General features: G+C 66.9%; 25 protein-coding genes and 4 tRNA genes. 25 read left to right on the top strand and 4 right to left on the bottom strand.

What is annotated here, in order from left to right; translation table 11 throughout:
* Positions 1-1062 (top strand): hypothetical protein (locus VGK20_15060; protein HEY2775361.1); only part of this gene is annotated, 1062 nt, incomplete at its 5' end.
* Between the two features lie 27 nt (positions 1063-1089).
* On the opposite strand, the gene VGK20_15055 is transcribed toward VGK20_15060, so the two are convergent.
* Together VGK20_15055 and VGK20_15050 are read right to left on the bottom strand one after the other, a co-directional pair.
* Positions 1090-1165: transfer RNA gene (locus VGK20_15055), tRNA-Arg, on the bottom strand.
* 155 nt (positions 1166-1320) lie between these two features.
* Positions 1321-2115, bottom strand: a complete 795-nt coding sequence (locus VGK20_15050; GenBank protein ID HEY2775360.1) for an inositol monophosphatase family protein — start codon at positions 2113-2115, stop codon at positions 1321-1323.
* A gap of 48 nt (positions 2116-2163) precedes the next feature.
* Between VGK20_15050 and ispE the strand changes: the two genes are divergently transcribed.
* Both ispE and VGK20_15040 read left to right on the top strand, forming a co-directional pair.
* On the top strand, positions 2164-3141 hold the full coding sequence (ispE, locus tag VGK20_15045; GenBank protein HEY2775359.1) for a 4-(cytidine 5'-diphospho)-2-C-methyl-D-erythritol kinase: 978 nt from the start codon (positions 2164-2166) through the stop codon (positions 3139-3141).
* A 24-nt stretch (positions 3142-3165) separates the two neighbouring features.
* Positions 3166-3239 (top strand) — tRNA-Gln (locus tag VGK20_15040).
* Positions 3240-3326: 87 nt separating this feature from the next.
* Here the strand turns inward: VGK20_15040 and VGK20_15035 are convergent.
* A complete protein-coding gene (locus VGK20_15035; GenBank protein HEY2775358.1) occupies positions 3327-3515 on the bottom strand; it encodes a hypothetical protein in 189 nt (62 codons plus the stop codon).
* On the opposite strand from VGK20_15035, the gene VGK20_15030 reads away from it, so the two are divergent.
* From VGK20_15030 to VGK20_15000, 7 genes are all read left to right on the top strand, one after another.
* The gene (locus VGK20_15030) at positions 3435-4322 is read left to right on the top strand and encodes a ribose-phosphate pyrophosphokinase (GenBank protein ID HEY2775357.1); all 888 of its coding nucleotides are present in this window, start codon (positions 3435-3437) and stop codon (positions 4320-4322) included. The two genes, VGK20_15035 and VGK20_15030, sit on opposite strands and share 81 nt — an antisense overlap.
* Positions 4323-4358: 36 nt before the next feature.
* On the top strand, positions 4359-5006 hold the full coding sequence (locus VGK20_15025) for a 50S ribosomal protein L25 (GenBank protein ID HEY2775356.1): 648 nt from the start codon (positions 4359-4361) through the stop codon (positions 5004-5006).
* A 47-nt stretch (positions 5007-5053) separates the two neighbouring features.
* The gene (gene pth / locus VGK20_15020; GenBank protein HEY2775355.1) at positions 5054-5632 is read left to right on the top strand and encodes an aminoacyl-tRNA hydrolase; all 579 of its coding nucleotides are present in this window, start codon (positions 5054-5056) and stop codon (positions 5630-5632) included.
* Between the two features lie 15 nt (positions 5633-5647).
* Positions 5648-6088: a 30S ribosomal protein S6 gene (gene rpsF, locus VGK20_15015; GenBank protein HEY2775354.1), complete on the top strand. Its 441-nt coding sequence runs from the start codon at positions 5648-5650 to the stop codon at positions 6086-6088.
* A complete protein-coding gene (gene rpsR / locus VGK20_15010; GenBank protein ID HEY2775353.1) occupies positions 6085-6390 on the top strand; it encodes a 30S ribosomal protein S18 in 306 nt (101 codons plus the stop codon). Before rpsF ends, rpsR begins: the two co-directional genes overlap by 4 nt.
* Positions 6391-6409: 19 nt before the next feature.
* On the top strand, positions 6410-6910 hold the full coding sequence (gene rplI / locus VGK20_15005; GenBank protein HEY2775352.1) for a 50S ribosomal protein L9: 501 nt from the start codon (positions 6410-6412) through the stop codon (positions 6908-6910).
* A 103-nt stretch (positions 6911-7013) separates the two neighbouring features.
* On the top strand, positions 7014-8294 hold the full coding sequence (locus VGK20_15000) for a DUF1329 domain-containing protein (protein HEY2775351.1): 1281 nt from the start codon (positions 7014-7016) through the stop codon (positions 8292-8294).
* A 25-nt stretch (positions 8295-8319) separates the two neighbouring features.
* Here VGK20_15000 and VGK20_14995 read toward each other — a convergent pair whose 3' ends face one another.
* Entirely contained in the window at positions 8320-9405 is a 1086-nt protein-coding gene (locus VGK20_14995) for an AI-2E family transporter (GenBank protein HEY2775350.1), read from the bottom strand.
* Positions 9406-9808: 403 nt separating this feature from the next.
* Here VGK20_14995 and VGK20_14990 point away from each other — a divergent pair.
* From VGK20_14990 to VGK20_14920, 15 genes are all read left to right on the top strand, one after another.
* Positions 9809-9883, top strand: a tRNA-Val gene (locus tag VGK20_14990).
* A 126-nt stretch (positions 9884-10009) separates the two neighbouring features.
* Complete coding sequence (thrS, locus tag VGK20_14985) at positions 10010-11926, top strand: threonine--tRNA ligase (protein HEY2775349.1); 1917 nt, start codon at positions 10010-10012, stop codon at positions 11924-11926.
* Positions 11881-12477, top strand: a complete 597-nt coding sequence (infC, locus tag VGK20_14980; protein HEY2775348.1) for a translation initiation factor IF-3 — start codon at positions 11881-11883, stop codon at positions 12475-12477. The genes thrS and infC overlap by 46 nt, the downstream gene beginning before the upstream one ends.
* Positions 12464-12661, top strand: coding sequence for a 50S ribosomal protein L35 (rpmI, locus tag VGK20_14975; GenBank protein HEY2775347.1), 198 nt, complete (start codon positions 12464-12466; stop codon positions 12659-12661). Before infC ends, rpmI begins: the two co-directional genes overlap by 14 nt.
* A 195-nt stretch (positions 12662-12856) precedes the next feature.
* Positions 12857-13213 carry a 50S ribosomal protein L20 gene (gene rplT / locus VGK20_14970; protein HEY2775346.1) on the top strand — a complete coding sequence of 119 codons (357 nt, stop codon included), beginning with the start codon at positions 12857-12859 and terminating at the stop codon, positions 13211-13213.
* Between the two features lie 13 nt (positions 13214-13226).
* Positions 13227-14264: a phenylalanine--tRNA ligase subunit alpha gene (gene pheS, locus VGK20_14965; GenBank protein ID HEY2775345.1), complete on the top strand. Its 1038-nt coding sequence runs from the start codon at positions 13227-13229 to the stop codon at positions 14262-14264.
* A 5-nt stretch (positions 14265-14269) separates the two neighbouring features.
* Positions 14270-16666 (top strand): phenylalanine--tRNA ligase subunit beta, encoded by a 2397-nt coding sequence (gene pheT, locus VGK20_14960; GenBank protein HEY2775344.1) that lies wholly within the window; start codon positions 14270-14272, stop codon positions 16664-16666.
* 107 nt (positions 16667-16773) lie between these two features.
* Positions 16774-17064, top strand: coding sequence for an integration host factor subunit alpha (locus VGK20_14955; protein HEY2775343.1), 291 nt, complete (start codon positions 16774-16776; stop codon positions 17062-17064).
* Positions 17061-17495, top strand: a complete 435-nt coding sequence (locus tag VGK20_14950) for a MerR family transcriptional regulator (GenBank protein ID HEY2775342.1) — start codon at positions 17061-17063, stop codon at positions 17493-17495. Before VGK20_14955 ends, VGK20_14950 begins: the two co-directional genes overlap by 4 nt.
* A gap of 43 nt (positions 17496-17538) precedes the next feature.
* Positions 17539-18849, top strand: coding sequence for an ammonium transporter (locus tag VGK20_14945; GenBank protein ID HEY2775341.1), 1311 nt, complete (start codon positions 17539-17541; stop codon positions 18847-18849).
* Positions 18850-18979: 130 nt separating this feature from the next.
* Positions 18980-19056: transfer RNA gene (locus VGK20_14940), tRNA-Pro, on the top strand.
* Positions 19057-19181: 125 nt separating this feature from the next.
* The gene (surE, locus tag VGK20_14935; GenBank protein HEY2775340.1) at positions 19182-19922 is read left to right on the top strand and encodes a 5'/3'-nucleotidase SurE; all 741 of its coding nucleotides are present in this window, start codon (positions 19182-19184) and stop codon (positions 19920-19922) included.
* A 29-nt stretch (positions 19923-19951) separates the two neighbouring features.
* Positions 19952-20461, top strand: coding sequence for an adenine phosphoribosyltransferase (locus VGK20_14930; protein HEY2775339.1), 510 nt, complete (start codon positions 19952-19954; stop codon positions 20459-20461).
* Between the two features lie 89 nt (positions 20462-20550).
* Positions 20551-21756: a Coenzyme F420 hydrogenase/dehydrogenase, beta subunit C-terminal domain gene (locus VGK20_14925; protein HEY2775338.1), complete on the top strand. Its 1206-nt coding sequence runs from the start codon at positions 20551-20553 to the stop codon at positions 21754-21756.
* A 126-nt stretch (positions 21757-21882) separates the two neighbouring features.
* Positions 21883-25779, top strand: coding sequence for a hypothetical protein (locus VGK20_14920; GenBank protein ID HEY2775337.1), 3897 nt, complete (start codon positions 21883-21885; stop codon positions 25777-25779).
* Positions 25780-25784: the final 5 nt, after the last annotated feature.

The following is a 25784-nucleotide window of genomic DNA, read 5'->3' as shown; positions in this document are numbered from 1 at the left end:
GTCTATGCCTACCGCACGGCGGTCTGGAACGGCGATCCGTACTACGTTTACGCGCCGACCTACTACTACCGTCCGGCATACTATGAGTGGGCTGCCGACCCGTGGGCCGTACCCGTCCAATACACGTGGGGGTGGCAGGATCCCTGGTACGGTTACTACGGCGGCTACTTCACGCCTGCACCGGTCTATCCGACCGCATCGCTGTGGCTGACCGATTATCTGCTGGCGCAAAGCCTGCAGGCCGCATACGCGGCGCAGGCCGCGGCCGCCGCGGGGCCTGTCGATCCGGGGTACGCCGATCAGGGCGGATCCGCAGATCAGGGTGGTTACGCCGATCAGGGCGGTGGCGATCAATACGCGCAGCAGGGCAGCAACGACCAGTACGCAGGAGATCGGGGAGATAACGCGCCGAAGCCTGCGGCAGCGCCGAAGCCCAAACCTGCTCCCGCGGCGGTCGCGCTCTCGCCCGAAGTGAAGCAGATGATCGCGACGGAGGTCGAAGCCGAGATCAAGAAGACTCAGGCCGCTGCGACGCAGCCGGACGGCGGCGGCGTGGCGTGGGGATCATCGGACAAGCCTCCGGCGCTCGATCCGACGCTGCAGGTCTTCGTCGTCTCGGACACGCTGACGGTCTCTATGTCCGACGGCAACGAGTGCGACCTGACGGCCGGCGACGTTCTCTATCGCGTCGAAGACGATCCCGATGGCGACAACACACTCGGCATGAAGGTCACCGCGAGCAAGGGCACCGATTGCGCGGTTTCGTCCAAGCCGCGTGTGCAGGTCGCCGATCTGCAGGAGATGCACAATCACTTCCGCGAGCAGCTCGACGGCGGTCTGAAGACGCTGGCCGCCGGCGGCAAGGGCCTACCCCCGGCGCCGGATACAGCCACCGTGCAGGGCGAAGTCGCGCCGCCGACGCCCGATACGGGTGCGACGGCGGAAGTGAACCACGTCCACGACGAAGGCGACTCGGTCGACACGGACGTCCAGCAGGCAGCGGCGCAGCTGGAGGTGCCGCAACCAGTGAAACCGACCGCGGCCGTTGGAATGGCACGCTAGACCAAGAATCCTCTGGAAGTGAAAAGGTGGTGCCCTCGACAGGACTCGAACCTGTGCAACCGGCTTCGGAGGCCGGTGCTCTATCCACCTGAGCTACGAGGGCGCCTGAGCGGCAGCCGACCGGCGGAAAGCCGGTCCGGACTGTGTATCCGCCCCGGCCGAAAAGCGGAAATCACGCACTGGCAGTGTCTCCCGCAGGGCAGCGCTGCCCCAAAACTTGTACACGGAAGCGTGTACAGACTGCGGATCTTCGTGTCGTCAGCTCGGGGGGACCCGCGCCTGGACGGAGGCCGCAACCCGCTCGCACTGGTCATGGATCAGCCCGTTGGTCGCCAGCACGCGCGGCAGCCACGGGTCGTACGGCGCACCGTCGAAGTCGCTGACGCGTCCTCCTGCCTCGGTGACGACGAGCCATCCGGCCGCCGTGTCCCACGGATGCAGCTTCCACTCCCAGAACCCGTCGAAGCGGCCGGCTGCCACATAGCAGAGATCGAGGCTGGCCGAGCCGTAGCGGCGCAGGTCCTGGGCGCTCGTCATGAACTCTCGAAAGTACTCCAGGTAAAAGGCCGCATGCTCGCGCCGGTCATAGGGAAACCCGGTCACCAGCAGCGCCTTGTCCAGGTCGTTCACCGACGATACGGAAATCGCGGCGTCATTCATGAAAGCGCCGCAGCCGCGTTCGGCCCGGAAAAGCTCGTCCTTGCACGGATCGTAGACTGCCGCCGAGCGTGGCCCCTCGTCGTCGAACCACGCGATCGAAACCGCGAAGTGGGGCAGGGCGTGGACGAAGTTCGTCGTGCCGTCGAGAGGATCGACGTACCAGCAGGGGCCGCTCGGCCGCGTGTGGTCAGCGTCCTCCTCCGCGACGACGACGTCGCCGGGGAACGCGGCTCGAATGCCGTCGACGATGAGAGCCTGCGCATTGCGGTCGATCTCGGTGACGAGGTCGACGGCCGACTTGTGCTCGACATCGCGACGAGTGCCGACCGCGTCGCGGATCAGCTTGCCGGCCGCTTGTGCCAGCTCGCAGGCCAGGAGGGTGCGCACAAGCACGGCGGCTTGTTGTCACGCGACCGGGCGACCGTCAAACTTTGCGCCCCCATGTCGAAACTGTCGAAACCGCGCAGCGCAACGCGCCAGGCGACCGTCCGGGCGCCCGCTAAGGTGAATCTCTCGCTGCGCGTGCTCGCAAAAAGAGCCGACGGCTACCACGACATCGACTCGCTGATGTTCGCCATTTCTCTGTACGACACCGTGACGGTCTCGGTGCGCGCGGCTTCGCGCAGCAGCGTCTCATGCAGCGTCTCGGGACCGGAGCGCGTGCCCGGCGGACGCTCGAACCTGGCTGCGCGCGCAGCGGTAGCCGTGCTCGCGGCACTCGGCGAGAAGGCCGCCGTCTCGATCCGCCTTCGCAAGGAAATCCCCTCCGGCGCCGGCCTCGGCGGAGGCAGCAGCGATGCCGCTGCCGTGATCCGGGTCCTTCCGGGTCTTCTCGGCCGCCGCCTGCCGCCGCGCGAGGCCGTGAGGATTGCCCGCAGCCTCGGCGCCGACGTGCCGTTCTTCCTGCGCTGCGCCCCCGCGCGTGCGACGGGAATCGGCGACGTCCTGGAGCCGCTGCCGTGGAAACCCGCGGGCGTCCTGGTGCTGGCCGTGCCTCGCGAAAGGGTGAACACCGCGTGGGCTTACCGCGCCGCGCTACCTCGTTTGACATCCCGCCGTTCGGCTTCTAGGGTCACCCCTTTCCCGCGCAGCAGCGACGCGGCGGAAGCTTGGTTTTTCAATGACTTCCAGCGCGGAGTCGAGAGGTCTTTCGACACTGTTCGGGGTGCCAGGAAGGCCCTCCTGGGGCTCGGTGCCGAGCGCGTTGTGCTGTCGGGGAGCGGTTCGGCGGTGGTCGGATCCTTCAAGGACACCCGGGCGGCTGCCAGGGCCTGCGGGCAATGGCAGGGGCCCGGCCAGGCGCGCCTCGCCCGGGTGCTTCTGTCGGCGCCTCGCCCCGTGCGATGCAGCCCTGGGAACACCAGGTCGGCGAGCCGGCAGCAGGTGAAGACGGTGAAGCGGGTAAAGAGGGATGCGTAACGGCCACGTAGCGGCGCGGCTCGATGGGCGGTCGCCAAGCCCGGTAAGGCACCGGATTTTGGTTCCGGCATTCGAAGGTTCGAATCCTTCCCGCCCAGTGCCGGCGCCGGAGAACAGTTAGCAGGGACGGGAAGATCGCGGCTGTCGTTCAAGCAGAACACGACGGCAGCGGACGCGGCGGCAACTCATTTCAGGCGATCAGGCACTTCGAGCATTTCGAGCAGGAAGCCCCTCAGCCAATGAACTCCATCCAGGTCTTCGCAGGCAACGCCAGCTTGGGACTTGCCGATGCCATCTGTGCGCATCTCGGTGTTGCACGCGGTCGCGCCGAGATCCGGCGCTTCAGCGACGGCGAAATTTTCGTGGAAATCCACGACAACGTGCGCGGCGGCGACGTCTTCGTCGTGCAATCCACGTCCACGCCGGGCAACGACCACCTGATGGAGTTGCTGCTGATGCTCGATGCCCTCAAGAGGGCGTCGGCGGCGCGAGTGACGGCGGTGGTGCCCTACTACGGGTACGCCCGCCAGGACCGCAAGGTTTCGCCCCGGGTACCGATCAGTGCCAAGCTGGTGGCCGACCTGATCGTCACGGCCGGAGCGTCGAGAGTGATGACGATGGAGCTGCACGCGGGGCAGATCCAGGGCTTTTTCAACGTGCCGGTGGACAACCTCTACTCGAATCCGGTACTGCTCCCCCACATTTCCCAGGCCGTCAAGGGGATGCCGCTCGCCGTCGTTTCTCCCGATGCAGGCGGCGTGGAAAGAGCGCGCGCTTATGCCAAGCGCCTCGATGCCACGCTGGCCATCATCGACAAGCGCCGCGTGCGTGCGAACCAGGTCGAGGAGATGCGCATCATCGGTGACGTCACCGGATGCGCCGCCGTGATCATCGACGACATGATCGACACTGCAGGAACCGTTTGTGCGGCCGCCTCCGCGATCATCGAAGCGGGGGCCACGCGCGTGCTCGCGTGCACGACTCACGGAGTGCTGTCGGGTCCGGCCGTCGAAAGGATCGCCCAGTCGAAGCTCGATACCGTGATCACCACCGACACGATCGCGCCGTGCGAACAGGTGCGCGCGAATCCGAAAATCCGCATCGTCTCGGTTGCACCGTTCATCGCAGAAGCGATCCGGCGCACCCACCAGGAAGAATCCATCAGCTCGCTGTTCGAGTAGGACGCGAACACCCGAAAGAACCCAAACGGAGATCTCATGCGAAGCATCGAACTTTCAGTCGAATCCAGGGCCGTGGGCGAGTCCCCGCGTCGCCTTCGCCGCGCCGGAGCGATCCCCGGCGTTCTTTACGGCGCCGGCACCGCCAACGTCTGCGTCAAGGTCGACGCCCACGAGTTTTCCAAGAGCGGCCTGAGCGGCCACGGCGCCCACCTGATCAAGCTCAAGTCGGTCGAAGCCGCGCTCGACCAGGGCCTGGCGCTGATCCAGGACATCCAGGGACATCCCGTTTCGGGTGCGCCGATCCACGTCGATTTCCTTCGCGTCGACGCCAACACGCCGGTAACGGCGGCCGTCGCGATCTCGTTCACCGGCAAGGCCAAGGGCGTCGTCGGCGAAGGCGGGATCCTGCAGCCGGTGCGGCGCGAGATCGAGGTCCGGGCGCTGCCGGGCAACCTGCCCGAGCACATCGACATCGACGTCACCGAGCTCGGCATTCACGACTCGGTGCACATCGCCGACGTCGCGCTGCCCGAGGGCGTCGAGGCGATCTACCAGGACAACTTCACGATCGTCTCGGTGCTGCCGCCGACGAAGGAAGCCGCCGAAGGGGCTCCCACGGCCGAAACCACTGAAGCAGCCGCGGCAGCGCCCGCGGCGGGTGCGGCCACGCCGGCCGCCAGCTGACGCCGTCACGCGACGCCGCCGTGCAGGGAAGTCCGCGCCCCGCCTTCGTGGTCGCTGGACTCGGCAACCCGGGCGGGCAATACGAAGGGACGCGGCATAACGTCGGCTTCGATACGGTCGACGTGCTTGCCGCCAGAAAAGGTAGCGACATCCGGCGCCGGGAATTCCTTGCGCTGACGGCCCGAGTCGAGCTCGGCCGCTCCATGGTGTTGTTGATGAAACCGCAGACGTTCATGAACGCCAGCGGCCGCGCAGTGGCCGCACTCCTCGAGGATCTCGGGCTTACGCCCGGGAGTCTGATCGCCGTCCACGACGACCTCGACCTCGACCTCGGTCGCATCCGCGTCCGCCCCGAAGGCGGCAGCGGGGGCCATCGCGGAATTGCGTCGATCGCCGAAGAGATCGGCACGAGCGCGTTCGTGCGCGTGCGCGTCGGCATCGGCCGGCCACCCGCGGGCTGCGAGGTCATCGACCACGTGCTGTCGCCCTTCACCGAAGATGAGAAACAGGCCGCCCGCGATGCGATCGCGCTGGCGGCCGATGCTGTCGAGACGATCGTCGACCGCGGCGTCACCGCCGCGATGCAGGCATTCAACGGAGCCAGGCCCGAGCTGGCCGGCGCCTGAGCGAGAAGGAAACCCATGCGACCATACGAGACACTGGTGGTGCTGCGCACCGACCTCGGAACCGAAGCCGACAAGCTGCTGTCGCGCTTCGAGTCCGTGATCGTCGGCGAAGGCGGAGCCGTCGACGAGAAGAGGGACTGGGGAGTTCGCGATCTCGCGTACTCCATCGGCAAGCAGAAGCAGGGGCACTACCACCTGTTCGAGTACCGCGCCGAGCCGCAGGCCGTAAAAGAGCTCGAGCGCAACCTGCGCATCGTCGAAGGCGTGCTGCGCTTCGTCAGTGTCCAGCAGGATCACACGGGCCTGCCCGAGCCGCGCGTGCGTGAGCACTACGACCGGCGCGATGCGCCGCTGCACGAGATGCGTTCGTCACCGCGTGAAGAGCAGCCCGCGCAGGCAAGCCCGGAAACGGTCGAAGGCGGCGAGCCCACCGAAGCAGGAGAGATGCAGTCATGAGCGAGGGCGAGGACAGGAGAGACCGGGATCGCGACGACAAGGGCGGCGGCGGCGCGCGCGAACGCAAGCCGCGAGGCCGCTTCGGCCGCTCGCGCGGGCGGCGGCGCGTTTGCCGCTTCTGCGCCGAGAAGTCGCTGCCTCTCGACTACAAGTGGTCGGAAGTGCTCGAGACCTTCGTCAGCGAGCGCGGCCGCATCGTTCCCAGCCGCACGACCGGCACCTGCGCCAAGCACCAGCGCAGCCTGACGGTGGCAATCAAACGCGCGCGCAACGTCGCGCTGCTGCCGTACGCCGCCAGCTGAGGCGCGGGGAGGATCGATCATGGAAGTGATCCTGAAAGAAGACGTCCCTTCGCTGGGAATCATCGGCGAGGTCGTCCGCGTCAAGCCGGGCTACGCGCGAAACTACCTGTTCCCGCAAGGGCTGGCCGTGCCGGCGGACCGTCGCAGCCTGACTCGCCTCGCGCACGACAAGGCGCTGATCGAGATCAAGAAGCAGCGCGAGCGCGGCACCTACGAACGGTTGGCCGACACGCTCAAGGCCATGAAGCTCGAAATCGAGGCGCGCGCCGGCCGCGGCGGAAAGCTGTTCGGATCGGTGACCAACATTGACGTACATCGGCTGATCGTCGAGAAAGGTCTCGAGATCGACCGGCGCCGCATCGAGCTGAAGGAGCCGATCAAGGAGATCGGGCAGTTCACGGTGCTCGTACGGGTCGGGCAGGACATCACGGCCTCGGTTGCGCTTTCGGTCAAAGCCCTCGGCGGAGTTCTCGAGGGCGGAGACGAACACGAAGAGGAAGCGGTCGAGCCGCAGGCCTGAGCATCGTTCGCACTCGTGGCGACGCCGCTTCGGCGCCGCCACGGGAGCGACGCGCGGGGCAGCAATCTGCTCGCGTAGATCGGCGAAGAGGGGTGCAGCGGCCATGACCAGGGCAACGCTTGCGGTACTGGGACTTCTTCTGACAGCAGTGACGGCACGGGCAGCCGACGTCGTCACTCCCGGCCAGACCATCACCAAGGACAACGCCGACACCGTCAAGGACCTCGTCGCACCGGGCGTCCTGTGGGCGGTGCACAACGGCATGGACCTGAAGATCGTCCCCTACGAGAAGATCCCGATTCCTTCCGACTACCTGAAGGCTACCGAGAAGTACTCCGGGCAGGTCACGCTCGACGACAAGAACGAGCTGGTCAACTGGGTGTCCGCCAAGCCGTTCCCGACCGTGTCGAGCGACGACCCGAAAGCGGCCGTCAAGATCATGTACGACTTCCTCGACACCCACTATTTTACCGATGACCTGAACCTTCACCTGGTCGATGCCGATACCGGCTCGCTTTACGTCGACGCGAACAACAATCGCCACTACCAGGTCGAGCGCCACTTCGTCGCCGACTGGCTGCGAATCCTGCAGTTCACCGGCCGACTCCACTGGCCGCCGGTCCCCGCGTTCACCGACAACAAGGACCAGGCGTTCCGCAAGTCGGGCCTTCACCCGCTGATCGAGCCGTTCGACCTGAAGGGCGTCGGCGGCGTCAACATCCGCTACCTCGACCAGCTGCGCCAGGACGACACGTGGCTCTACCTGCCGACGCTGCGGCGCGTGCGCCGGCTGTCGAGCGCGCAACGAAGCGATGCCCTTTTCGGCCAGGACATCGACGTCGATTCGTACGGCGGCTATGCGGGGCAGATCCCATGGTTCGACTGGAAGCTGATCGGCGAGAAGCCGATGCTCGCCTCCTTGCACGGCAAGCGCCTTCCGCCGGAGCCCTGCAAGAAGGACGGCGGCATGACGTTCTGCGAGAGCTGGGAGGTGCGTCCTTCGGTTTGGATCATCGAAGGCAAGCCGAAAGTGCCCGGCTACGCATACAGCAAGCGCGTGATCTACGTCGACAAGGAAACCAACTTCATCATCTACTCCGACCTTTACGACCAGAACGAGCAGCTCTGGAAAGTCGTGATGCAGAGCATCCGCACGTCCACTCTGCCCAACCCGAACGTGGGCTACGAGTACCCTGAACCGCGCATGTTCATCTATGCGTTCAGCGTCATCGACATGCAGCTCATGCACGGCACGCGCGCGGCGATTCCGGGCATAGCCTTCCAGGACGAGCCGGGCTGGTACATCGACATCGGCTTCGACAAGCCGCAGTCGGCCGGCGAAGAGTGGTACTCGGTGCCGGGACTGATCGAAACGGGACGCTGAGGGCGCCGGCGATGGACGCGATCTGCTACGGCGGCGGCTGCGCCGGCCCGTGCAGCTCGAGCAGCCTTTCGCGGTAGATCGAGACCACCGACAGGAAGGCAGCCACCGTCGCCGGCCCTGCGAACACGCCGACGAAGCCGTAGATCTGCAGCCCGCCGAGAATCCCGAAGAACAGGAGCGGCGTCGGCAGCTCGGCCTGGCCGCCGATCACGAGCGGCCGCACGAAGTTGTCGATCAGCGAGACGACACCTCCTCCCCACGCGAGCAGGATCGTTCCGCGCACCCACGCGCCGCCGATGTAGAGGCCAATCGCGACCGGCAGCCACAGGATCGCCGACCCGCCGACAGGAACGAACGCCAGTGCGAAAGAGACGACCGCGAGCAGCAGGGCGTACGGCACGGACAGCGCCCAGTAGGCGGCGCCGAGCAGCACGGCCTGCAGCAGTGCAGTCGCGGCGAGACCTTGCACGACGGCCAGCAGCGTCGTCTGGAGTCGCGAGAACAGGCGGCGCCGGTCGCCGCTGTCCATCGGCAGCGACTCCTCGAAGTACGCCACCATTGCCGCACCGTCGCGGAACGCGAAGAACAGCGTAAAGGTCAGCACGCCGAGCCCGATGACGAAGCCGAGCACGTTGCGCGCGACCTGCGCCGCGTTGGCGGCGGCAAATTCGCTGAGCCAGCGCAGCCCGGAAAGACCGAGGGACGTCGGGTCGAGGTCGCTGTCGGAGAAGTGGTCGTGCACCCAGTTCCACACCGGCGCGACGATCCAGTGGTGGCTCAGGTCGTCGAAGAACTGGACCTTGTGCTCGACGATGTAGTCAGCCGCGACGCGGTAGGCGCCGATCGTCTCGTGGGCGACGACGCCGGTCAGCAGCAGGGCCGGGACAACGGCCAGGGCCAGCACGACCACGGTCATCAGGGCAGCCACGAGGCTCGGCCGCGCCGGCATCGACTTCAGCAGCAGGCTGTAGACGGGGTAGAAGACCGCCGCCAGGACGCAGGCCCAGGCGATCGGCGTCGCGTACGGCAGCAGGAAGGCACCGACGAGCAGCACCAGGCCGACGAGGACGACGATCAGGAACTGCGTCGCGAACGGCTCGGCGCGCTGCATGAAGCGGCATCCTACGGGGTCCCCGGCAGCCGAGCGAGCCGGGGTCCCGCACCGGCACGCGATTCGCGCCGGGCCCGGCCCCAACTCTCGAAGAGCGTATCTGCGAGCCGGGCGCCGAGAAGGGTCCAGATGCGAGGCGGAGGCGCGTAAGTGAGCGCAGGCGCTCGCCGCTCAATGTTTCGCGGCTCGCTCCTGTACGCCGGAGCGAACGTAGCGCCGACAACGAAGCAGATGGGCCCTTATCGGCGTCCGGCCCCGGTGCCGCCGCCTGGCTGCGTCCAAACCCATGCTGGGACGGCGACTTGGCGATTGACTCCCCGCGCCGGCGTTGTTAGCAGAGCCGGTCCACTCGCAGCCCGGGAACGCAAGCCAAGCGCTTGCGGGCTCCGGAGCGGTGGCCTGTAGGCACGTAGCTCAGCGGGAGAGCACTACCTTGACACGGTAGGGGTCGGCGGTTCGATCCCGCCCGTGCCTACCAGAAAGTTTGCACGAAGTCTGAAGCAGGACGGAGACGAGCAGGGCCGCAAGCGGCCGGTCATGGGGCCAGAAGAATCGCTTCAGCGATCTCCCACCACCGACCCTCGGCCAGCGGGCGCAGAAGAGCATGTCGAAACAGATCACCGTCAGCCTTCCCGGCGACGGCGCTCGAACCATCCCCGCGGGAACTCCCGCGCGCGAGCTTCTTGGCGGCAAAGTCGCCAAGCTTGCGATCGGGGTGCTGATCGACGGCCGGCCCCGCGACCTCTCCACCGCCCTGGTGGAAGACTCGAGCATCGCGCCGATCCTTCCCGACAGCGACGAAGGGCTCGAGCTCCTGCGTCACTCGTCCGCCCATCTTCTCGCGCACGCCGTCAAGCGCCTGTTCCCCGAAGCGCAGGTCACGATCGGCCCGGTGATCGAGAACGGCTTCTTCTACGACTTCAAGTTCGACCGCGGATTCGTCCCCGAAGACCTCGAGAAGATCGAAGCCGAGATGGCCAGGATCGTCGCCGAGGATCACGAGGTGCGCCGCGAGGAGTGGACGCGCGACGACGCCGCAAAGCTGTTCCTGTCGATGGGCGAGACCTTCAAGGCCGAGATCATCCGTGATCTTCCCGATGCCGTCGTCGGGCTCTACCGCCAGGGAGATTTCGTCGACCTCTGCCGCGGGCCTCACGTGCCGTCGACCGGCCGCCTCGGTGCATTCAAGCTTCTCAGCGTCGCCGGCGCGTACTGGCGAGGCGACGAGAAAAACCCGATGCTCCAGCGCATCTACGGCACTGCGTGGGCGGACCGCAAGGCCCTGGAGCAGCACCTGGCGCGCATCGAGGAAGCCAAGCGGCGCGACCACCGCCGCCTCGGCAAGCAGCTCGGCCTGTTCAGCTTTCACCGCGAGGCTCCCGGCAGCCCGTTCTTCCATCCCGACGGCGCTCTCGTCTACAACCTGCTCATCGACTACATCCGCGGCCTGTACCGCCGCTACGACTACCGCGAGGTGATCACGCCGCAGGTGCTCGACGTCGATCTCTGGCACCGCTCCGGGCACTACGAGAACTACCGCGAGAACATGTACTTCACGTCGGTGGAGGACCGCGAGTTCTCGGTCAAGCCGATGAACTGCCCGACCCACTGCCTGATGTACGGCGAAGACCTGCACTCGTACCGCGAGCTGCCGATCCGCTTTGCCGACTTCGGCCGCCTGCACCGCTTCGAGCGCTCCGGCGTCGTGCACGGCCTGACGCGCGTGCGCTCGTTCTGCCAGGACGACGCGCACATCTTCTGCGCGCCCGAGCAGGTGCAGGGCGAGATCCGCGCCGTCATCGAGATGATCCGCCACATGAACGAGACCTTCGGCTTCTCCGAGACGCGCGTCTATCTTTCGACGCGTCCCGACAAGTCGATCGGCTCCGACGAGATGTGGACCCACGCCGAGAGCGCGCTTCGCGAAGTGCTCGCCTCCGAGAACGTCGCGTATCGCCTCAACGCCGGCGACGGCGCGTTCTACGGTCCGAAGATCGATTTCTGCGTGTTCGACGCGGTCGGGCGCGAATGGCAGCTCTCCACCGTGCAGCTCGATTTCTCTCTGCCGGAGCGTTTCGAGCTGCGCTACATCGACAGCGACGGAAAGGAGCAGAGGCCGGTGATGATCCACCGCGCCGTGCTCGGCTCGCTCGAGCGCTTCCTCGGCATCCTGATCGAACACACGGCCGGTGCGCTGCCGCTCTGGCTGGCGCCCTGCCAGGTGCAGCTCGTGACCGTCACCGACCGCCAGAACGACTTTGCCGGCCAGGTGACCAACCAGCTGCGCGGCGCGGGCTTCCGTGCGCGCGCCGACCTTCGCAACGAAAAGCTGGGCTTCAAGATCCGCGAGGCCCAGGCTGCCAAGATCCCGGTGGTCGCCGTCGTCGGCGACAAGGAAGTGGAGGCGGGCACCGTGGCGCCGCGGCTTCGCGGCGGAGCGCAGGTGGAACCGATGACCGTTGATGCATTCGCCGCATGGCTCGCCGAGCGCAGCCGCATCGGCGATGGAGGTGTACCATAGCCAAGAGTCAAGATTTCCGAATCAACAACGAGATCCGTGCCCGCGAAGTAAGGCTGATCGACAGCAAGGGCGAGCAGCTCGGCATCATGACGATGGCCGACGCCCGCGAGATCGCCGAGCAGCGGCAGATGGACCTCGTCGAGGTCGCCGGCGACGCGCAGCCGCCCGTCGTGCGCATCATGGACTTTCACAAGTTCCGCTACGAGGAACGAAAGAAGGTCCAGGAATCGCGCAAGAAGAGCACTTCCACTGCCCAGCAGATGAAGGAAGTGAAGCTGCGATCGCGAACGGAGGCGCACGACATCGAGTTCAAGACCAGCCACATCAAGCGCTTCCTGGCCGCCGGCCACCGCGTGAAGGTGACGGTGTTCTTCAAGGGCCGCGAGATCACGCGGCCCGAGATGGGCAAGACGATGTTGGCGAAGGTCCTGGCCACGATCTCGGATGTCGCACAGGCCGAAGGCGAGCCGCGGCTGGAAGGACGCAACATGTCGGTGATCGTGGTCCCGACCAAGACGCCGCCCAAGGGAGAACGCAATGCCCAAGTGTAAGACCAAGAGGGGAGCCGCCAAGCGGTTCGCCGTGACAGGGAGCGGGCGGATCAAGCGCAAGCGCGCCTACCACCGCCACCAGCTTTCGGCCAAGTCGCGCAAGCAGAAGCGCTCGCTCGGCCACTCGACCACGGTCGCCAGCGTCGACGAGCGCGCGATCAAGCGCATCCTGCCTGGCTCGTGACGGTACGAGTGAGCGCGCGAGCGCGAACGTGAGCTGGTGAGCGCGCGAGCGCGAACGTCAGCTGGAGCGCGCGAGCGTGAACGCGAGCCAGAGCTAGTGAGCGCGCGAGCGCGAACGTCAGACGGAACGCGCGAGCGTGAACGTGAGCTGGTGAGCGCGCGAGCGCGAACGTGAGATGGAACAGGAGTAAACCGCATGTCCAGAGTCACCCGAGGAACCAAGGGCCACCGCCGCCACAAGAAGATCCTGAGCTACGCCAAGGGCTACGTCGGCGGGCGCGGGCTGTATCGCCAGGGCCGCGAGACCGTCGAGAAGGGCCTCGTCTACGCGTACCGCGACCGCAAGGTGCGCAAGCGCGAGTTTCGCGCGCTGTGGATCGTGCGCATCAACGCGGCGGCGCGCCAGGAAGGGCTGACGTACGCGATGCTGATGCACGGTCTCAAGCAGGCCGGCATCGAAATCGACCGCAAGGCGCTGGCCGAGCTGGCGATCAACGAGCACACCGCGTTCGTCGAGCTGGTCCAGATCGCCAAGGCGCGCCTGGCGGCCTGATCACAAGCGCGTCGTGACCGCCGCCGCCGACTCTCCCGAAGCGCTCGCCGCCGTCGCCGTTGCCCTCGTTGCGGGTACGGCCGACCGCGGCGAGCTCGACCGGCTGCGCATCGACTTCCTCGGCAAGAAGGGGAAGCTCACGAGCGTGCTGCGCATCCTCGGCTCGCTGCCGAACGAGGAGAGGCCGGCGTTCGGCCAGAGGGTCAATCTCGCCAAGGAAGCCGTCGATGCCGCGATCGTCGCGCGCGAAGCCGAGCTGCGGGCGAGCGAAAGACAAGCGGCGCTGGCAGGCGGCGCCGTCGACGTCACGCTGCCGGCGGGAGGCCCCGGCTCCGGCACGATCCATCCCATCTCGCGCACGATGGCCGAGATCTGCGAGATCCTCGGCGGCATGGGTTTCGAGATCGCCGAAGGGCCCGAGGTCGAAGACGACTGGCACAACTTCGAGGCGCTCAACATCCCGGCCGACCACCCGGCGCGCGACATGCACGACACGTTCTTCGTCGAGGGAGGCAGCGTGCTTCGCACCCACACCTCGCCGGTGCAGATCCGCGTGATGGAAGCCAGGCGCCCGCCGATCCGCATCATCGCTCCGGGCGCCGTCTACCGTCACGACGACGACGTGACGCATTCGCCGATGTTCCACCAGATCGAAGGCCTGATGGTCGACCGCGGAATCACGTTCGCGCACCTCAAGGGCGTGCTGACCGAGTTCCTGCGCCGCGTGTTCGGACGCGAGCTGGCCGTGCGGCTTCGGCCGAGCTTCTTTCCGTTCACCGAGCCGAGCGCCGAAGTCGACGTCGCGTGCGTCGTCTGCGAGCAGAAGTCGGCCGATTGCCGCGTCTGCAAGGGAACCGGCTGGCTCGAGATCCTCGGTGCCGGAATGGTCGACCCTGCGGTCTTTGCGCAGGTCGGCTACGACAGCGAAGAGTTCAGCGGCTTTGCGTTCGGACTCGGCGTCGAGCGCATCGCGATGCTCAAGTACAAGATCGACGACATCCGCCTGTTCTACGGCGGCGACCTGCGCTTCCTGCGCCAGTTCCCGGGCTGAGCGCGATGCGGGTTTCGTACAAATGGCTCGGCGAGCTGGTCGAGGGCCTGCCCGATGTAGCGCTGCTGGCCGAGCGCTTGACGATGGGCGGCATCGAGGTCGAAGCGATTCACGCGCCGGAGCTCGACTACGGCGACCGTCTTGTCGTCGCCCGTATCGTCACGCGCGAGCAGCACCCCAATGCCGACCGCCTCACCGCGTGCACCGTCGATGACGGCGGCGGCGAGCTTCTCTCGATCGTCTGCGGCGCGAAAAACCACAAGGCCGGCGATCTTGCCGTGCTCGCGCGCCCGGGCTGCGTGCTGCCGGGTGGCGTCAAGATCGGCAAGAGCCGGCTTCGCGGCGTCGAGTCCGAAGGCATGCTGTGCTCGGCCAAGGAGCTCGGCATCGACGCGGACGGCGAGGGGATCGTCATCCTCGAGCAGGGTCTTGTGCCTGGCTCCGATGCTGCCGCGCTGCTCGGCCTCGACGATACGATCCTCGAGCTGGCGATCACGCCGAACCGCGGCGACTGCCTGAGCATGTTCGGCCTTGCACGCGAAGCGGCCGCACTGTGCGGGCTGCGAGTGAAGGAGATGGCGCCAACGGCGGGGCTGCCTTCCGGCCAAGGGCCGGTGCGCGTCGAGATCCGCGATTCCGCGCGCTGCCCGCTCTACACCGGGCTTGCGATGCGCAGCGTGCGCATCGGGCCGTCGCCGGCCTGGCTTCGCACGCGCCTTGCCGCGTGCGGGCTTCGCTCGATCAACAATGTCGTCGACGTCACCAACCTCGTGCTGATGGAGCGCGGCCAGCCGCTGCACGCGTTCGACCGCAGTAAGATTGGCGGCGGCCGCATCGTCGTTCGCTTCGCGCAGCGCGGCGAAAAGATCCGCACGCTGGACGAGCGCGAGATCGTGCTCGCCGACGAAGACCTCGTGATCGCCGACCAGGCCTTGCCCGTCGCCGTCGCCGGCGTCATGGGCGGCGCCGATTCGGCAGTGCTGGATTCGACGACGCAGATCTTTCTCGAGAGCGCGCTGTTCCTGCCGTCGACCGTGCGCCGCACCTCGCGTCGCCACGCGATGATCACCGACTCGTCGTACCGCTTCGAGCGCGGCGTCGATCCGGGGGCAGTCGAAGCCGCGCTGGAGAGGGCCGCGTCACTACTGACGCAGGTCGCCGGAGCCGAGGCCGAAGGCGGAATCGTGCGCGAAGGCCCCGGGGCCGCGGCGCGTCCCGCGGTTCGAGTGCGGCCTTCGCGCGTCGAAGCGATCCTCGGTACGCCGGTCGCCGACGCGCGCATCGGCGAGGTGCTCGGAGCGATCGGTGCAGCGCCGATGCACGACGGCGACGCGTTCGTCGCCGAGCCGCCGGGACATCGCCAGGACCTCGAGCGGGAGATCGATTTCATCGAGGAGATCGCACGCATCGTCGGTTACGAGGCCATCGCGCCAGCGTTGCCGCAGGTCGCGCTGACACCGACTCTGCTGCCCGAATCGGTACGGGCGGCGGCCGAGCTCCGGCGCGTGCTGTCGGCGCTCGGGTTTCACGAGCACGTTGCGGTCTCGTTCACCTCGGAAGCTGCCAACGCCCGATTTCGCGGGCCATTCGACGACGGCGCGAGCGTGCTCGTTCGCAATCCTCTGCGATCGGACGCGACGGCGCTGCAGCGAAGCGCGCTCGGTGCTCTGCTCGACGCGCTCAAGACCAACGTTGCTGCACGCGCGCCGCGCGTCGACCTGTTCACGATCGCGCGCACCTTCGCCGCGTGCGGCTCGCCGCAGGTCGAGCAGCGCGAAGTCGTCTCGGGGCTGCTCTACGGGCGGCGACCCGGTGTGCTGGCCCGCGACGAGAGGCCGCTCGTCTTCGCCGACGTCAAGCGGGTCGTCGAGAGCCTGCTCGCGGTGCTGGCTCCCGGCCGCAGTCTGTCGTTTGCCGCCACGGACGCGCGGGCGGAGTACCACCCTCGGGCCTGCGCCGAGGCGCGCCTGGACGGGCAGGTGGTCGGCTACTTCGGCCGCCTCCACCCCGACGTGGCGGAAGGGGCGGAAATTGCAGGAGAAATCTACGTCTGGGAAGTTGACTGCCGGGAGGCGGTCGCATATAGACGCGCCCACCCGGGGCTGCAGCCGATTCCACGCTACCCTGGCTCGGAGAGGGACGTTTCCCTGCTGGTGGATGCCCGCACACCCGCCGCGGCTGCCGTCGAGGCAGTCCAGGCGCTCGGCGAGCCCGCCATCGAGAGCATAACGGTCTTCGACGAGTACACGGGAGCGGGCATCGACAGCGGCCGAAAGGCATTGGGGTACCGCATCGTGTACCGCGCCGCCGACCGTACGCTGACCGAAGCGGAGGTCTCGGCCCTTCACGAAACGGTTCTCGGTCACCTGACCCGGCGCCTCGGGGCGACTGTGCGGGTCTGAGCGTTTCGCGCCAGGGCACTATGGCGATGGAGCGACCAGACCCGGAGGAACTGCCAGGGGCGCGTGGCCCGGCCGGCTGGACTGCATCGAGACTGGAGGCGTCGCTCATGACCAAAGCCGAAATCGTCGAGCACATCTACGAGCGCGTCGGGTTCTCCAAGAAAGAAGCCGCCGAGGTCGTCGAATCGATCTTCGAAGTGATCAAGGCCCGCCTCGAGCAGGGCGAGAAGGTCAAGATCTCCGGCTTCGGCAACTTCGTCATCAACGAGAAGAGACCGCGCAAGGGTCGCAATCCCCAGACCGGCGACGAGATCGTGATCTCGGGTCGCCGCGTCCTTTCGTTCAAGCCGAGCCAGGTTCTCAAGCGGACGATCAACGCCGACGAGGCACATCCGTGATCGAGGATCCGGAAGCTGCTGCGACCGGTGAGGAAGACGGCGAGCCTGCCGTGCACGACGGCCGGACCGAAGAGGACGGAGAAGTCAGCCCGGCCGTAGCGGCGCTCCTCGGCGACAAGCTCTACTTCAAGATCGGCGAGGTCGCCCGTATCGTGGGCGTAAAGCCGTACGTGCTGCGCTACTGGGAAACCGAGTTCAGCATCCTGCGCCCCGGGAAAACCCGCTCGCGCCACCGGCTCTACCGCCGCCGCGACGTCGAGCTCCTGCTGAGGATCAAGGACCTGCTGCACACGCGGCGCTTCACGATCGAAGGGGCACGCAAGAAGCTGCGCGAGGATTCTTCGCCGGCCGCCGAGCCGGAGGCAGCCGCCACGGGCGCGCTGGCCGAGATCCGCGCCGCCCTGGTCGAAATCCGCGATTCCCTCGGCTGACGAGCGCCGCGGCGCGTCTTCGAACATCCAGAAAGGAATCCCGATGAGCGCACGCACGCTGCGGCTGGCCATGCCCACGGCAATGCTACTCATCGCTGCGAGCGCCGCGCCGGCAGCCGCCGGCGAAGCTCCCGGCATCAGCGCCGGCGACTCCGCCTGGATGCTCGCCGCCTGCGCGCTGGTGCTGCTGATGACGCCGGGCCTTGCGCTGTTCTACGGCGGCATGGTGCGCAGCAAGAACGTGCTGTCGTCGCTGATGCACAGCTATGTGGCGATGGGTGTCGTGTCGGTGCAGTGGGTCGTCTGCGGCTACTCGCTCGCATTCGCGCCCGGCGGCCCTTTCATCGGCGGCCTTTCGCACCTGATGCTGCACGGAGTGCACAACGACGTCGCGTGGCCCGGCACGGCCATCCCGCAGGGCCTCTTCATGGCGTTCCAGATGATGTTCGCGATCATCACGCCGGCACTCGTCAGCGGCGCGGTGGCCGAGCGCGTCAAGTTCAGCTCGTGGGTTCTGTTCCTCGTCCTGTGGGCGACGCTCGTCTACGACCCAGTCTGCCACTGGGTCTGGGCCTCGGACGGATGGCTGATGCGGCGCGGAGTGCTCGATTTTGCCGGCGGCACCGTCGTGCACGTCAGCTCCGGTGTCTCCGCGCTCGCGCTGACCCTCGTGCTCGGTCGTCGCATCGGCTACCCGCACACGCCGATGAAACCCCACAACCTGGCGATGACGCTGTTCGGTGCCGGCCTGCTGTGGTTCGGCTGGTACGGCTTCAACGGCGGCAGCGCGCTCGGCGCCAATTCCACCGCGGTCGGCGCGTTCATCGCGACGCACATCGCTGCCGCCGCCGCCGCAACCACCTGGTGCCTGATCGAAGCCCGCCACCGCGGCAAGGCGAGCGCCCTCGGCTTTGCGACCGGTGCGCTGGCCGGCCTCGTCGCGATCACGCCGGCCTGCGGGTACGTCGACGCAACCGGTGCGCTCGTGATCGGCGCCGTCGGCGCCTCGCTCTGCTACGCCGCGGTGCTGGTCAAACGCAATTTCGGCTACGACGACACGCTCGACGTGTTCGGCGTGCACGGTGTAGGGGGAGCCTGGGGCGCGATCGCGACCGGAATCTTCTGCATCGCCGCGCTCACGCCGGACAGGGCAGGGGGCCTCATCGACAGGGCCAATGTCTACCGCGTCGCCGTGCAGGCAACCGGCGTCGCGGCCACCTTCGCGTACGCGTTCTTGATGACGCTGGTCCTTGCGCGCGTGCTCGATGCCGGAGCAGGGCTTCGCATCGACGAGGAAGGCGAAAGGTCGGGCCTCGACCTGGCGAGCCACGGCGAGACCGGCTACGACTTCTGATCCGCGTCGTTCGCGCAAAACCGGCTGCTGCGGCAGTTGCCTTGCGGGATGACGATCGTTATCGTCTCGCTGGCCCGGCAAGGCGTTTTTCGTGCAGACCGGGCACGAGCGCGACGTTGCCGGCCGATGACGGGGTGTAGCGCAGTCTGGTAGCGCACTCGCTTGGGGTGTGAGTGGTCGCTGGTTCAAATCCAGTCACCCCGACCACGGATCGACACGATCGATGCAGCGCGGGGCCGGAGGGTCTTCTCTCCGGCCCCGTTTTTTTTCGTCGTGAAGCCGTGCACGCAGTGGTTGACCTCCGGCACTTGCGCGAGGATGATCCCGCGCCCGTGATCCTGGCGAGCAACGACGACGGCATTCAGTCGAGCGGCCTTGCGCGCCTTGTCGAGGCGCTGAGGCCGATCGACGACGTGATCGTCGTGGCCCCGGATCGCGAGCGCTCGGCCGTCAGCCACGCGCTGACGCTCGAAAGCCCGCTTCGCGCCGACGAGGTCCGGCCGGGCTGGTACGCCGTCAGCGGCACGCCGACCGACTGCGTGAACCTCGCGCTGAACGGCCTGCTGCCGGGCAGGCCGTGGCTGATCGTCTCCGGCATCAACCGCGGCCCGAACCTCGGCGACGACATCACGTACTCCGGTACCGTTTCTGCAGCGATGGAAGCGGTGCTGCTCGGAGTGCCGGGAGTCGCGTTCTCCCAGGTCGGCCGCGTCTCGTTCCAGTACGACGCGGCAGCAAGGTTTGCCGCACAGCTGGTGCGAGCGCTGAAAGACAAAGGTCTTCCGCCCGATACCTTGCTCAACGTCAACGTGCCTGATCTGGCCGCGCCCGAAGGCTTCGCGATCACGCGCCAGGGAAAGCGCCGCTACGGCGATGCGATCGTCGAGAAGGACGACCCGCGCGGCCGCAAGTACTACTGGATCGGCGGCACCGAGCTGGATTTCGAAGACGAACCCGGCACCGATTTCAGCGCAGTCCGCGACGGACTCGTCTCGGTGACGCCGCTGCACCTCGACCTGACCAACTACGAGGCGATGCGCACGCTCGCGTCGCTTCGCCTGGACTGGCCCTGAGCGGGCCGCCACGGAGACCGCCAACGCCGATGGATATCCATTCGCTCATCCGCAACGTGCCGGATTTCCCGAAGCCGGGGATCCAGTTCAAGGACATCACGCCGCTGCTATCGAGCGGACCGGGGCTTCACCAGGTCGTCGACGCGATGGCCGAGCGCTACCGCGGCAAGGTCGACGCGATCGTCGGCGTCGAGTCGCGCGGATTCCTGTTCGGTGCGCCCGTCGCCTATGCGCTCGGCGTCGGGCTGTGCATCGTGCGCAAGCCAGGCAAGCTGCCGCACGACACGCACACGGTCACCTACGAGCTCGAGTACGGCAGCGATTCGCTGGAGATCCACAAGGACGCGCTGCCGGCGGGCGCCCGCGTCGCGATCCTCGACGACCTCCTCGCCACCGGCGGGACGGCGCGCGCGACCGTCGCGCTGGCGCATGCCTGCGGCGCGAAGGTCATCGAGTGCGGGTTCCTGATCGAGCTGGACTTCCTCGGCGGGCGCGCTGCGCTGGCTCCGGTTCCCGTTCATGCGCTGATCCGGTACTGACGCCGGTAGTGCAGGGCAGCGGTCTCCGCTAGGGAGCGGGGGCCGGTCTCCGATCGCAATCCCGACCATTGTCCGAGAGGGGCGTTTCCGTGGAAGAGCAGAGCTTCAAGTCCAAGCCGTCGTTCAAGGACATGATGAACGACGTCGTCGCTTTCGGCTCCTGCTGCGAGTGCGGCAGCTGCGTGCTGGTGTGCCCGCACAACGTCATCGAGTACATCGACGGCAAGCCCAAGCAGACCGCGAAAGCGAGCGCACCGTTCGACTACTGCGGCATCAGCGAGGGAATCGGCTGCGACGTCTGTGCCCAGGTCTGCCCGCGGCTCGGGCCGCGCGAGTTCGAGCTGGCCGCCGACGTCTTCGCCAACGAAGAAGGCAACACGTACTCGGGCGGCTTCGGCACCTACCAGGAAATCTACGCGGCGCGCGTCAAGGACCCGCGCATCCTCGGCGTTGCCCAGGACGGCGGCGTCGTCACGGCACTGCTGCTTCACCAGATGAAGACCGGATGCATCGACGGCGCGATCGTCTCCGCGCCCGACCCCGATCGCCCGTGCGCCCCGAAGCCGATGTGCGCGACGACCGAAGAGGAGATCATCGCGGCGGCGGGCTCCTGGTACACGTATTGTCCGAACGACCTCGCGCTGGAGGAGGCGGCCACCAAGGGCTGCTCGCGTGTCGCGTTCGTCGGCGTTCCCTGCCAGGTCACGCCGACCCGCAAGGCCCAGCTTCGCGACCCGGAGTTCATCCACACCGGCAAGAAGAAGGACAAGATCATCGACAGGCAGACCCGAAGCCTGAAGGATCCCTCGGATCGCATTGCGCTCAGGATCGGCCTGCTGTGCTCGGAGGTCTTCGACTTCGACGGCCTGATGGTGCGCAAGATCGAGCGCGAGCTCGGCATCCCGCTGACCGACATCGCCAAGTTCAACGTCAAGGGCGAAGTGCTGGTTTATCCAAAGGACGGCGAAGTCGTGCGCATCAACCTGCGCGACGCCCAGGAACACGCGCGTCCCGAGTGCCACCACTGCGGAGACTTCTCCGCCGAGCTCGCCGACGTTTCGTGCGGAGGAGTCGGCTGCACGGGCTGGACGATTACGATCACGCGCAGCGATTTGGGACGCCGCGTCATGCAGGAGCTGATCGATGCCGATCTCATTGAGGTCAAGCCGATCGATGAATTCGAGACTTCGCTCAAAGTGCTGCTGCGGCTGGCGCGGCGCCAGCACCAGAGAGTGCCGCAAGGCCGCGCAGGCAGCGTCAGCCCGTCGTATTACGGCACGTCGCACAGCGCGTAAGTTCGCGTGAGGTGCGGGGATTTGCCGTCTCCGGCTTGACTAACCTCCGGCCCGACGATTACCTTCGCCGCGATTTCGTCCGTCCGCTCGTTTGGACCGCTGCCATTATCTCGTTGGGGAGGGCTCATGAACAATTGGAAGAAGCTCGGCATTGCCGGGCTTGCAGTAGGCGCTTTGGCTTTTGCAGCAGCACGGGCCGATGCGGTCTGCATCGACAACGGCACCCACACGGTGAGCAATCCGGCCGACTGCTCGTTCGCCGCCGGCGGCTCCCAGGGCAACTGCCGCCTCGCGGTCGCAGTCGACATGGACGGGGCGGGAGCCAAGCCTCTCGACGTCAAGAAGATCACCTGCGTCGACGGTGATCCGCTTTGCGACGCGGACGGATCGGTGAACGGCAGCTGCACGTTCCGCGTCGGCGTTTGCGTCAATCCCCAGAATCCCAGCTGCGACACGGACTCCGTCTCTGCCGGAAGCGTCGACAAGCCGTCCACCAAGGACGCGAGCAACGCCTTCAAGCTTCCGTCGGCATACCCGAACCGATTCACGCTCGAGGACGCATTCAGCGCGCTGCTTCCGAGCGCCACGAATTCCTGCACGGCGTCCGACCTGCCGGTCAAGGTCGACCTCAAGGCTGCCGGCGGCACCTGCCAGGGCATGTCGGACCTCGGCGAGAAGTGCGCCAGCGACCTCGACTGCATGGCAGACGACGAGGACTACTGCATGCCGGCCTTCAAGAAGAACAAGGCCAATGTCGCGATCAGCGTCGACGACAGCGGTTCGGGCGCTTCCGTCAAGTTCAAGCTCAACTGCACGCCGGCGGTCGTTGGCCCGAACGCGCACGCCGCCAAGGCATTCCAGATCACCAACGCGAACGACCTGATCGGCGGACCGCTGGCGATGGGTCGCCTCAACGACTTCACGATCCGCAACGGCAACGTCCGCGCGGTCGTACGCAAGCCGGGTCGCCAGCATTCCTTCACGCTGCTCGAAGGCGGCCAGATCATCGACGCCGACCTCGTGCGCAAGAATCCGGCCGACGACCGCGACAGCTGGCAGGGCATCCAGCCCCTGATCAACATCTCGTCCACGCAGGGCACCGACACGGTCACGGTAACCAACGACGGTTCCAATGGCGCTGCGGCAATCCTGACCTCGTCCGGCGACGACGACCTGTTCGACGTCATCAAGCCGAACATCCTCGTCCTGGCCGCCGGTCCGCTGTCGGTTCCGTCCGACGCCGACGACGTGGACATCCCGGTCCACATCAAGACCAACCTGATCCTCAACCCGTACTCGAACATGATCCAGATGGCGACGACGGTGACGAACAACGGCGCAACGACCGCCAAGTACATCGTCGGCGACTACGTCAACCCGAGCGGCCAGCTCGAGCCCTTCGGCCCCGGCCAGGGCTACGGCGAGACGCAGATTCGCAACGGATCCAACGGCACGTCCGGCCAGTCGCTCGACTACCTGGCCTTCCAGGGCCGCCTCGATGCCGACGGCGTCACGTACGGCGTGATCTTCGGGCCTTCCAACGTTTTGGCACGCACGGTCGGCAACACCGGCGCATTCGCGTCGTCGGGAGTCTACGCCTGGGCCGGCACGAACCTGTTCAACACGCTGTTCGCGAACATGAACGCCAAGCCGGCAGGACCGTTCCAGATCGCCGCGGGCGGCTCGAACACCTACCGCCGCTGGTTCACGGTCGGCACCACCGTCAGCGACGTCACCAAAGCCAGGACCGAGCTGTTCGGCGGCGACAAGGGCGCGCTGCAGGGATTCGTCAATTTCAGCGACGGGTCCCCGGCGGCCGAGGCGCACGTGACGCTGATCAACGGGAACATCAACAACAAGGCGGGCTGCATGGCCCAGGACCCGACGCTCGCAAGCTGCGTCAACATCTATTCGAGCACGCTGACCGACTCGCACGGTTTCTACCGCTTCGTCGCGCCTCCGGGCGACTACCAGATCCTGGTGCGCAAGAAGGGCGCGCCGTATGAGGGCTTGCACTCGACGCCGACGCAGAACCCGGTGACGCTGGCGGCCAAGAAGACTGCCGCGCTGTCGATCGTCCTTCCGAATACCGGAACCGTGACGGTCAACGTGCTGGACGGAAGCATGCAGCCGGTGGCTGCCAAGATCTCGGTGGTCGGCGTTCCGGCGAGCCCGGATCCGATGAACGACGAGTACCTGGTGCTCACCCAGAAGTACACGGGTCGCTACTTCGGCTACGACTTCGAGGAGAAGGGCGACATCTTCGGGCTGGCGGCCTACCACTTCGCCGATGCCAGCGGCTCGGCGAGCTTCAACCTGGAGCCGGGCACGTACCACGTCGTCGTCTCGCACGGCTACGAGTACGACGTGTACGACCAGGTGATCACGGTCACGGGCGACACGGTCACGCCGGTCAACGCGACGGTACACCACGTGGTCGACACGTCGGGCTTCGTGTCCATCGACACGCACGTCCACATGATCCAGAGCCCGGACAGCACGATCAGCGTGCAGAGGCGCATCATCTCGATGCTCGCCGAAGGCGTGGACTTCTTCGTCAACACCGACCACGACTTCGTCCACGATCTCGGCCCGACGATCACCGCGATGGGCGTCGGCAACAAGATCGCCAACAGGGCGTCGGTCGAGACGACGACGAGCCACTACGGCCACTTCAACATGTGGCCGATCAACGTGGACGCGAGCCAGGTTGCCGGCGGAGCGCCCGACTGGAGCGCCCACCTCGGCGTCGGCCCGGGCTACCCGTCCGGCGGGGCATACGACTCCGAGCCGGGTGAGATCTTCGCGTCCGGCATCGCCGACGGCGCGCAGGTGATCCAGATCAATCACTTCAACAGCGGCACGCTCGGGCACTTCAACATGCTCGGCATCGATACCGACCAGAACCCGCCGGTCAGCAGCAACAAGGTCTACCGCTGCGTCGGCGGTTCCAGCGCCCCGGCATCGCCGCCAGGAGCCTTCGGTCTGCCGTGCCACGTCGCGATCTGCATCGGCGGAGGCAACGACTCGAACACCTGCACCGGCCCTGGCGACTGCCCCGGCGGAACCTGCTCCGCAGCCACTTCGTGCCCGGGCGGCACGTGCATGCCGGCCGGCAACCTGAGCGCGTTCCTGCGCATGGATCCGACGAGCACCAACCTCTACAGCGACAACTACACCGCGCTGGAGCTTTGGATCGAGGCTGGCCGCGGCCAGACGAGCCTGCTGCTCGGCGAGAACTTCGGCGACTGGTTCAACCTGCTGAACCAGGGCCGCTACAAGGCCGGCACCGCCGACTCCGACTCGCACAGCACGTTCTCGGTGCAGGCGGGCGGACCGCGCACCTTCGTCGCATCGTCGACGGACGATCCGGCTTCGATCGACGCGAACGAGCTGGCGCAAAACGTCAACAAGATGCGCGCGATCGGCTCCAACGGTCCCTTCATGAGGGTGAGCCTGCAGAACGGCGCGGCGCAGGTCGCATCGCACGCGGTTGGCCAGCCTCGCACCGTCGTCTCCAGCGGCGCCGGGGACCAGGTCAACATCCACGTCGAAGCGCCGACGTGGGCCGAGTACGACACGATCGACATCTACCAGAACACGGTTCCGAGCTGCCTGTCGCAGTGGACGTTCTTCGGCGTCGTCAACCCGTCGTCGTGCACGGTCGCGCCCCAGATCACGCTGCACAAGGGAACCGACTTCTCGGTGACCCCATCCTCATTCGGCGGTGGGACGCGGCAGACGACCGACATATCGGTTCCGCTGACGGTCACGACCGACAGCTGGATTGTCGTGGTCGTGCGCGGAACCGACGGCGTCTCGCACCCGCTGTTCCCGATGGAGCCCGAGGACCTCGACCAGGCCGGCAACGATACGCTGGCCGGCCTCACCGACATGGGCGGCCCGCCGCCGTGGAACCTCAACGAGCACGGCGTGCTGGCGCTGGCGTACTCGAACCCGTTGTTCTTCGATCGCAACAGCGACGGGTTCTGCGTCGGTGGCGCCAGCTGCCCCGGTCTCTGAGACTG

It is taken from the genome of Candidatus Binatia bacterium (assembly GCA_036493895.1).
In the GTDB taxonomy this organism is placed as follows: domain Bacteria; phylum Desulfobacterota; class Binatia; order UBA1149; family CAITLU01; genus DATNBU01.
This window is presented reverse-complemented; position numbering and strand designations above follow the sequence as displayed.